This window comes from Novipirellula sp. (assembly GCF_041583735.1).
Lineage (GTDB): Bacteria > Planctomycetota > Planctomycetia > Pirellulales > Pirellulaceae > Novipirellula.
Window position 1 is genome coordinate 1 of record NZ_JBFHFD010000273.1, and the last position, 10,566, is coordinate 10,566.

Sequence of the window (10,566 nt, forward strand, 5' to 3'; positions counted from 1 at the left end):
AGTGCCGGCAAAACGCTGGCCAAGGCCGCGATCGTCACCGCACCCGCCATCACCCAGCACAGCGTAAAGGGATGGATGATCGTGGGGATTTCGGTGAAGTAATACACCGTTGGATCAAAGACCTCTTGCCCGGTGATCTTTTCAATCACAGCGGCAATCTCATTGATTTTGCTGACAAAGATCAATCCACCGACCAACCCCGCACCGCTGCCGACAAACCCCAACAACAGCCCGTAGCTCAGGAAGATACTCATCACTCCCTTGCCCGAAGCACCGAGTGCTTTCAGCGTTCCGATGTCTCGAGTTTTCTCGACCACAATCATAAAGAAGGTCGCCAAGATGCCGAATCCAGCGACGGCGATGATCAAGAACAACAGGATGTTCAAGATTGTCGTTTCCAATCGCACCGCGGCTAGCAGCGGTCCCTGCATGTCTTTCCACGTTTGGATGTTGTAGGCGAACATGTCTGCGGGGAAGCGGCGACGAAGATCGTCACGCACTTCATTCAGACTCGCCCCTTCGACAAGCTTTAATTGAATGGTCGTTACGCTGCGGGTGCCGGTTTGCGGGTCGATCATACCGCGAAAATTCTGCAATTGATCGAGGCGACAAAAGGCAAACGTGCTGTCGTATTCGCTCATGCCCGATTCATACAAATCGACGACAGTGAATTTTTGGTTGACGACCTTGGTGTTTTCCGAGGCGTTGGGAAACATCATGCGAACATCGTCACCGGGACGACAGTAATAGTGGTCACGAACGACATCGTCGGCGTCCCGCATTTTGCTGCTGCAGGTCGAGATCCCCAGGATGATGCCGGGATATTGATTTTGGCTGGGATCGAAAACCTTCGGCGCTTCGCCACCGCTGTCTTCCAGCAGTTCGGGCGAAAAGAAGGGGGACATCGTCGGTCCGGCGTGATCAGCAGCAGCGGCCCCAGTGTTGGCCGACGCTGTGTTGGCCGACGCGGCGGATTCCGAGGTTGCCGGCGTGCGGTTACTGGCCAACTGCGGTGTGGCCGCCTCAGTTTGTTTTGCTTTCAAAGCATCGATGCGGTCTCGTTCGAACTGCAGTGCTTTCTCGTAGGCAGCCCGGGCACGTCGATAACGCCATCCGGACGCGGGGAAACCTTCGCGGTCGGGCGCGAAACCGTCTTCACGAAGATCGAAGCTAACACCGGTTTTGTTGTCCGGGTGCAGCAGGAATTGCCCAAATTGGCTGACAGCGTTGTAGGTTTCGGGGTCGAGCCCAACGAGATTGACGTGGCGGGCAATTTGCTGCCCGTTAAAATCGATCCCCAGCATGCTGGGGACATGCACGCTCACCGAGGCGCCAGCGATCTTGTCGCCACAGACCTTTTTGATCTCGCGCAAATGCCCCTCCGGATCGGGCATCCCGCCGCTGGTGTGGCATTCGATCAGGATGTCGGACGCCAGTCCGTGCAGCCGATCATGCATTTCAGCTGAAAATCCCGCCATCACACTGTTGACCACGATCAATGTGGCGACACCTAGCGTGACACTGATGATCGAAGCTAACGCGATATAGCGAGTCCGCAAGTAGCGAAAACAGAGCAACCAACGATACATAGCCGTTCCTTCGGCGGGGAATATACAGGCATCCTTCCTGAATCGCTCAAGTCTAGAGCAACAGGGTGGTTAGCGTAAACGTCAATCGGAGGCAGTTTCACGCGACTTCCGTAATCAGGGGTGACCTCGCTATACTTTCGCCATGAAACAACGCAATGAATCGAATCGACGCAAGAAAAACGTCACTTCCAAACCCACACGCGGCGACTCTGGAAAACCACGCAGCTCTGGACGATCTCGCTCGGAGCTGAAAAGTAACAAGGCGAATGCGACCAAGTTGCGGGTCATCGGCGGCGATATGCGGGGCCGCCACATCTATTATCACGGCGAAGCGTTTACCCGCCCGATGAAAGACAGCGTTCGTGAAAACCTGTTCAATATCCTTGGACGAGCCGTTCGGGGGGCCATTGCATTCGATTTGTTCGCAGGCACCGGGGCTCTGGCGATCGAATCGATCAGCCGCGGCGCGGTCGAAGCGGTGGCGATTGAGCAGTCCAATCGCGCCGCCGGACATATTCGCGAAACCGCCAAGGCACTCGGTATCGAAACCAAGCTGAAAGTTTTGGTGGGCGATGCATTCCGCTGGAGCGAAACGCTGCTGGTCGCCCCCGAGGATCCGGACGATCCCAAAATTGGCGTCCCCTGGATCGTCTTTTTGTCGCCCCCCTACGTGATGTGGGAAGAAGAGCTCGAGAAGCTCAATGCCGTGATCAACCAAGTGCTGCGTCAAGCACCGCCCGGCAGCGTGTTGGTCGCCGAGACCGAAGACACCTTTGACGCGACGCGATTGCCCCCGGGCGAGTGGGATATTCGCGTGTACGGCAATGTGCAATTGGCGTTTATCGAGCCGGCCACCCAATGTGGACTAAGGTGCTAAGCGAATCGCTGCAACTGAAAGGACTCGTAGCCTCGTCCACTACCGGCAAATCGAGCTGTAACATTGCTGCAAGCGCATAAAAAAATGCTCGGCCTCCCCCCGAAGGCCGAGCATTTAACTTCTTAACGCTCTGATCATGATTGCGTCGCCCGAGTTACTGGCTTTGCTGGCGAACTGCTTGAACCGAAAACACCGGCTCCCGTTGGTTCAAGCAAGATCATCAAAGCCACTCGCGTGACGCAGGCGTGATTAAGACGATGCCAAGAAGTCCCGCTTTGAGAGTGCGGCGTTCAGCAAGCCAAAGTTAAAGTCTTCGGCCGATGTCGCCTTGTTAAGTCCCAGCGATGTAAACACATTGTCGACGTCATCGATCGTCGAGGTGGCATTGGTCCCCGCTTGTTCACCGCCGTCACGCAAGTTCGATGGACGATCGATTCGCTGCAATCGGTAAGCCGATCCCGCCAACAAGTTTTCGAACGAGTATTGTCCCGTGGCATCCGTGGTGTCCGTCAAGTTGACGGCATTGCCGAACGCGTCGGTTCCCGTCAATTGGATCTGAACTCCTGAAACCGGGGTTTCGCCAGCATCAAAGATCTTGTTGTTGTTCGCGTCGATGAACACAAACCCGTCCACTCGCGATGTCGCAGGATCAACGCCCGTGGTCACCGACGCCGAGTTATTGGCAGCGTTTGAATCGCTGGTCGACGTGCTGACGCTGACGTTGTTGACCTGATCCGCGGTGACTCCCGAGTTCACGGTGGCATTGATGATGAAACTGAAACTCGCTCCCGAGGCAAGCGTGCCACCGGGAACGGTGACCACGCCATTGCTGGCCGACAACGTGGTGTTGTTGGGGCCCGTACCGCTGACGAACGTGACTCCCGCAGGCAGCGTGTCAACCGCTTGAACTGCGGTGGCTGGCGATGGGCCGTTGTTGGTCACCGTGATCGTGTACTGAAGCGAATCACCAATCCGTGCATTCGTCTTGTCTACCGCTTTGGTCACCACCAGATCGGCAACCGGAGTGACGGTGATCACCGCATCGTCGCTGTTGTTGGTGATGTCGTTTTCACCGTTGGCCGACAAATCAGGGACTTGCGCGGTGTTCACGATTTGGCCGCTGGCAGTACCGCTGACCGTGAATGTCAATGTCGCGGTCAAGGCGTTACCAGTTCCCGCCAATACATTGACGGCGGGGAAGGTGATGTTCGAACCGGTTAACGTCGCGGCTTGGCCATTCATCGTGCCGCTGACAAAGGTCAATCCGGTTGGCACCGCGTCGCTCAGCACGACTCCGTTGGCGACACTGGGGCCTTCGTTGGTCAACGTAACGGTGTAAGTCACGTTGCTGCCCGGTGCTGGTGTCGCGTTGTTCACCGTCTTGTCGACGATGATGTCAAAATCGGGCTGAATCGTGACCGCAGCAGTGTCAGAGTTATTGGTGATGTCGTTTTCACCCGCAGCGGCCATGTCGGGCACACTTGCCGTGTTGGTGATTTGGCCGGTGGCACCCGCGTTCACGGTAAAGGTCAACGTGGCGGTTTTGGCATTGGCGGTTCCACTGTCGATTGAAACGCCGGGGAATGTCACGATGCCGTTGGAAAGGGTTCCAGCAACCCCATCAAGCGTCCCACTAACAAAGGTCAACCCGGTGGGGACGACATCGGTTAGCACGACGTTGGTTGCCGAACTTGGGCCTTCGTTGGTCAACGTCACGGTGTAAACGACGGTGTCGTTAGGTTTGGGCGTTGCGTTATCGACCGTCTTATCGACGACGATGTCAAAATCGGGATCGATCGTCAACGTGGCGTTGTCCGAGTTGTTGGTAATGTCGGTCTCACCGTCACCCGACATGTCCGGCACGCTCGCGGTGTTGACGATTTGGCCAGTCGCGTCGGAGTTGACCGTGAAGGTCAGCGTTGCCGTAAGGGCATTCGCTGTTCCACTGTCGATCGAAACCGCAGGGAACGAGACAGTGCTTCCGTTCAGCGTGCCGGCTTGTCCGTTCAGCGTGCCGCTGACGAACGTCAATCCCGCAGGCACTGCGTCGCTAAGCACCACGTTGGTTGCATTGCTCGGGCCATTGTTGGTCAACGTCACGGTATAGGTGACCGTGTCGTTAGGCTGAGCATTGGTGACGTCAACCGTCTTGTCCACGACAATGTCGAATACCGGCATCACGGTGATCGATGCGTCATCCGAGTTGTTGGTGGTGTCGTTTTCACCATCGGCCGACATGTCCGGGACACTTGCGGTGTTGTCGATCGTACCGCTGGCGTCCGAATCGACCGTGAAGGTTAATGTCGCGGTCACCGCGTTGGCGGCTCCGCTGACAATCGATACACCTGGGAAGGTGATGTTGCTACCGGTAACGGTTCCATTGGTTCCGTTCATTACTGCCGAAACCAACGTCAAGCCATCAGGAATCACATCGGTTAGCACCACGTTATCGGCGGTGCTGGGACCATCGTTCGTCAACGTTACGGTGTAAACGACCGTATCGCCGGGCTGTACGGTCGTGACATCGGAGGTTTTGTCGACCACGATGTCAAAGTCCGGAGTCACCGTAATCACGGCGTCGTCAGAGTTGTTCGTAATATCGTTTTCACCGTCGGCCGACATGTCCGGCACACTTGCGGTGTTGGTGATTTGGCCCGTGGTCAACGCATCGACGGTAAAGACCAAAGTCGCGGATACTGCGTTAGCGGTACCTGCCCCCACGGTGATGGCGGGGAAGGTCACGGTGGAACCGTTTAGCGTGGCAGCGTTACCGTTCATCGTACCGCTGACAAAGGTCAATCCGGTCGGAACAATATCGCTAAGCACAACGCCATCGGCCGAACTGGGACCATCGTTGGTCAACGTCACGGTGTAAGTCACTGTGTCGGTGGGCTGGACGTTTGCGTTGTCGACAGTTTTGTCAACGACGATATCAAAATCAGGGTCGACGATGACATCCGCATCGCTGCTGTTGTTGCTGGTGTCGAAATCAAACTCGGCACCCGTGACCGTGGCGGTGTTGGTGATGTTGGTCAAACCGTCAACATCGACCGTGGTCACGATTTGGAAGCTTAGCTGTCCGCTGGCCGGGATCGTTCCCAAAATCACTTCAAGGTTCGCACCGTTGACGTTTTGAGACATTCCCGAAGGACCGTTCTGAGTCCGTACAAAGGTCAAACCGCTTGGAATGACGTCTTGGACACGGACATCGGTCGCCGTCAGCGGTCCGTTGTTGCTGATGACGATGTCAAACACCGCGGTGCTGCCAGCACTGACGTTCGACGGCGGAGCTCCCACGAGTGTCTTGGTGATCGCAAGATCGGTTTGCGGCACGACACCAAAATCGAGCGTCGAGTTCTTGTTCGCATCGTCACCGTCGTTGGTCGGTTCCGTCCCGCTGGCGAGCGTGATCACCCCGCTAACGATGCCAACACCTGCAACCCCGGTGCCGTTGTCATCCAGATCGACGTCGTCGTCGGGATCCGATGCCGGATCGTTCCCCGTGCTCGAAGCAAAACCGACCAAGGGGCCGCCCGCATCAAACATTGCTTGAGGGATCACGACGAAGTAGTTGCCTGGCACGACATCGTTGAACGAATAGACGCCGCTCGAGGTGGTCGTGGTTGCCACCGGGGTATCGGTTCCCGGGGTCTGGTTCTCTTGATACAAGTGGACCGTGATCGGATTGGTCACCAACGGTTCGCCGGTATCACGCGTGCCGTTGTTCTGGTCAGGGACCGCGCCGTTGTCGACGAAAATCTCGCCGCCCAGTGCGAGCGGCTGAATGTTCGCAAGATTGGCTACTTGAGGTGTGGGACGCAGTGCTTCGACGATCGAGACGCGAATGTCGTTGTCACCGGTCAAGTTACTTATTGCTTCGATAGCACCGACGTTGCGGAAATCGGCTCCGGTTCCCCCGGCCACGGTGAACGAATCAAAGCGAACGAAGGTTTCAAGGAAGTTGGTCGCATCAACGGGGACCGGAACGACGGTTTCTGAAAAATTGGTGGCATCGGTGTAGACGCGAATCGTCAGTTGTTCCCCGGCATCAGCAGCGCGAGTCCGTACAAACAATCCGGCCCCAGGATATTGGCGTTGCGTGCCGGTGGGTTCGGTGGGATCGAGGGGCAATTCATCCGAAAGTGAAACGCCTCCCAGTCCAACCGCATCCAGCGCGATGGTGTTGTCGATGCCGTCGTACTGCACCATCGCCGTGCCGACACCACCGCCCCCAGAGGAAATCGTCAGCGCGTCTTGTCCGGTGTCGACTTCGACCAAGATATTGCCCGATCCGCTGGACCGTACCGCTTGGATATCTCGGCTGCCCCCGATCGCTTCGGGAGCATCGGTCGAATCGGTGTTGGTCGGATTCGCTGCATTGGCAAGCACCGAAACCGCCGTGGTGGCGAAGTCGTCGATCAACTGCGTGCGAACCCCGTCGTCATCGGTATCGCTGATTGTAATCAGAACCGGATCAGGAGCGGTTTGCCCAGGCACGGCGCTTTGAACGACAAAATAATCCCCCGGCGAAAGGCCTTCGAAGCGAAATTCGCCTGGAACCTTGACCGGTTGCCCAACACCTGCGGGCGTCGAGTTGTCGGTGGTGTCGGTCAAGACCAGCGGGTCCGCATTGGCCCCCGTGGTCACAAGCGTGCCGGTGTTGCCCGAACCGCTATCACGGAATAACTGGACCTGAACATCTTCAAGTCGAACTTCGCCAGCATCCAATTGGCCGTTGCCGTCCGCGTCGGTATACGCAATCCCGCTGATCGCCCCTAAGTCCGATGCCATCAACTCACGACGGGTCAAATGCTCCATCAACAGACGGCGATTCGATTTTTTGCGGCTGACGTTGTTTGATTTGCGACCGAGACGGTTGATTAGTCGTTGAAAGACCATCATCGTTGTCCTGTTGGGGGCGAAACGCCGCAGGCGTCATCCCGACGTCAAACGTCGGTCGGACGGTGCCTCGGCATCGAACGGTTGATTTTGCTGGCGCGCAATTGTTGAATCATTGCAGCGCGGTCTGTAGGGAAGTATCGGATTTCCAATGCAGCTCGCTTGACTGTTACCGCTAAAATCGAATCTTGCGATCCCTGTTCCAACGACCGGCTCGGCGAACGGAAGGCGGTTACCAGCGATACTCGAGCCCTGTGTTGATTCCCTGAGCCCAATAATCGACCGAGTCGAATGCAAAGCCAGGTCGCGAGGCCCCCGTTAGCGGGTCTTCGGCCGGAGCCAGTTGACTTGGGTTGAGGTCACGCGAGATCTGCTCGCCGGGACGAACCACGTTGGACCAGTACAGGAAGGTGTAACCCACCATCACTCGCCAATTGTTATTCAGACGATAGCCCAGATTGATATCAAACTCGGGGACCACCGCGAATTCATCGCGTTGATAAGTTCCGATGTTCGACGCTTGAGCTAGCAAACCACCTTGGTAGGTCTGGCTGCCGGGTGAATTTGGATCCCCCGAAATTGTTGTTTGACCATTGATTGAAACGGTTTGGTGAGTCGTTCCCAAGGCGAGCCGAATGGTGCTGTCGAGTGTCCAATTGCCACGGTTCTGAGTGTAGAACCAACCGAGGTCGACTCCATTGAATTGGTTTCGGGTGCGAAAACGATCATCAATGACAAAGTTGCCCACGGGGTTGATTCCGGTCAAGCGTTCTTGAACGTGCACTCCTTCGGTCAGTTGCAGGTGGCGATATCCGATCAACGCTTCGGTGCGTGAGCAGAATTCTTGAGGGCAACCAAACAATCCCCATGTGTTGCAGCCTTGGTTGCAAGCACGCAAATTGCGAAAGTGGAATCCGGCACCGAGCAATTCGCTTTCCGCAACCGCCAAGACCGAACCCGAGACACGAACGTTTCCAGTGCCACCGAAGGCCACCAATTCCGAGTCTTCACGAGCACTACCGCTGCTCGGATTCACGTTGAAAAAGGGACGTGCCAAGACGGGGTCGCCGTTGCTGTTTGCGAAGAACGATTCGCTTTCGCTACCAATTTTGAAGTATTCTCCCGCGATCGCCCAAGTGTGACCTCGGTCCAACCACAATCCCATGCGTAATCGGCCACCATCAAATTGATCGGTCAAAACCTCTTCGCCGCCAAACAGCGTGCGAGTGGTCGATTTGCCAAGGACGCCCGCGTCCGCTTGAGCCACATTGGAGTCGGTGCTTGTAGTCACCAACGGAGGAAGACTCATCCCATCTTGCCACCAGGACAGATATTCAAACGAAACCCAGCCGTCTTGGGGAAGACACAATGTGACACAAGGACGCCATCCGTTGGCACCACAGGCTTCGTCACATGCACCACCGAAACCGCAGCGGCCCATCGAATCACAGCCGCCATCACAGCTCATCGATCCGCAACCGCATCCCACGCCGCCTGGCATGGCATCACATGCCACCGAGCCGCCATGAATCGGTTCCAATTCGACATAGCCATCGCTTGGACCGTGAATGATCGGTTCTTCGATGATTGAATGCGGCGGGTAGGATGGCTCGGAAATGCCATGACCGGTTTGTTGAACATGACTCGCTTGGCGAACAACCGAGTTGCTAGCAGGTTGCGAGGTTTTCACGGTTGTCGTTTGGGGGGCCGAGTTGCCTGCACCAACGAAGCCCGCATCCGCCTCGGTCAGATTGGACTTTCGCACGGGCTGCCAATTGGCACGAGCGGTTCGCTCTGTTTTGCGAAGCGTTCGCTGGCCCGAGGTCGTGGTCTGAGCGTCTGTGTGAGTGGCAAGCAGCGCCCCTAACACAAACGTGAATAAGATTTGGGAGAGTTGTCTAACGGAAGGCATTGGCTTCACCAATTGGGATCCTGGAAAGCGAAACGCGAGCAACCTGACTACAAGCTTTACAGGTCGCCGACGAATCATCGCTGAAGTGGTATCACCCCCCCGGGCTAACCATTGTTCCCGCTGGCGCCGAGCACGCTCGGCATGGGAACAGGTCGTTCCCTAGCGATATCGACCCAAAAGATAAAAACTCTGAACCGAAAACCAGAAAAATCGGAAAAATCCTCAGAGTCACCCTAATCGTCAAAGATTACCAAGGCTTTGCTAACCGAGGCGGCGTCCGCGAGGAACGGTGTTCGGGGGCAACAAGCAGGATTTAACTTCCCGTGTGCGGGAGGGCAAACATCTGACCTTCCCGCCTGGGGAGGACCGAGTCGGCGGTAGCCGGTTCACCGGTGGGGCTCGTTGTGTTAGCAGTGGAGCGTGCAAGCGAGAGTTCGCCAGCCCTCCCCGGCCGCTTCCAGAGGGAGGGTGAATGTTTCATCTCACCGGGGAGGTAAAGCACGATGTGAACGAAGAACTTCAAATGACTCGCAAGGGCACCCCATCGTCACAGCGTCTTTATCGAGCTCTCATGCGTCGTGCGGGATTCGACAAAGGCCAATAAGTCGTTCGCCAATTCGCCGGCGGATTGGTAGCGATATTCCACCGACGGATGAAGTGCTTTGAGCATCATTCGTTCGAGCGTTTTGCTAAACGTCGATTTGACTTTCGAGGGACGTCGCACAGGTCCGTGGGCGATCTCGGAAATGGTTTGCTGACGATCTTGGGGGGTGATGTGATGCGGATGCTGTTTTAACAGCAACATGTACAAGATGATCCCCAGCGAATAGATATCACTGCGTTGATCCAGCGATGCGATTTCGCCCCGGGCTTGTTCCGGCGACATGAACAGCGGTGTGCCAACAACGCTTCCGTCGACCGTGCGAGTCACTGTTTCGCTCGGGGCGAGGAACATCGATTTGCCAAGACCAAAGTCGACGAGCTTCGGTTGCCCCAATTCGGTCACCATGATGTTAGACAATTTTACATCGCGATGGATGATGCCCTGTTCATGAGCGTGTTGCAGTCCCATGCACACGTGGGCGATTAACCGAATCACCGCCAGCGGCGCGAGTTGATGCTGACGAACATACTGGTACAACGTCCCACCGCGAATCAAATCCATCGCATAATAACCGAGTGTCGAATCAATATGGCTATCGTAGATTTTGGCGAGATAAGGATGATCAAACTCTTGCATCACCTTGATCTCGTTGGCAAAACGGTTGAACACTTTTTCGGTTGCCAAA

General features: G+C 56.2%; 5 protein-coding genes. 1 reads left to right on the forward strand and 4 read right to left on the reverse strand.

All coding sequences use genetic code 11. The features are described from left to right. A partial coding sequence (locus tag ABX962_RS19320; RefSeq protein ID WP_372721666.1) for an ABC transporter permease occupies nucleotides 1–1,589 on the reverse strand: 1,589 nt, incomplete at its 3' end. Between the two features lie 142 nt (nucleotides 1,590–1,731). Between ABX962_RS19320 and ABX962_RS19325 the strand changes: the two genes are divergently transcribed. Continuing rightward, nucleotides 1,732–2,466, forward strand: coding sequence for an RsmD family RNA methyltransferase (locus ABX962_RS19325; protein ID WP_372721667.1), 735 nt, complete (start codon nucleotides 1,732–1,734; stop codon nucleotides 2,464–2,466). A 249-nt stretch (nucleotides 2,467–2,715) separates the two neighbouring features. On the opposite strand, the gene ABX962_RS19330 is transcribed toward ABX962_RS19325, so the two are convergent. From ABX962_RS19330 to ABX962_RS19340, 3 genes are all read right to left on the reverse strand, one after another. Then, on the reverse strand, nucleotides 2,716–7,368 hold the full coding sequence (locus ABX962_RS19330) for a beta strand repeat-containing protein (RefSeq protein ID WP_372721668.1): 4,653 nt from the start codon (nucleotides 7,366–7,368) through the stop codon (nucleotides 2,716–2,718). 229 nt (nucleotides 7,369–7,597) lie between these two features. Then, complete coding sequence (locus ABX962_RS19335; RefSeq protein WP_372721669.1) at nucleotides 7,598–9,277, reverse strand: BBP7 family outer membrane beta-barrel protein; 1,680 nt, start codon at nucleotides 9,275–9,277, stop codon at nucleotides 7,598–7,600. 547 nt (nucleotides 9,278–9,824) lie between these two features. Beyond that, nucleotides 9,825–10,566 (reverse strand): serine/threonine protein kinase (locus ABX962_RS19340; RefSeq protein ID WP_372721670.1); only part of this gene is annotated, 742 nt, incomplete at its 5' end.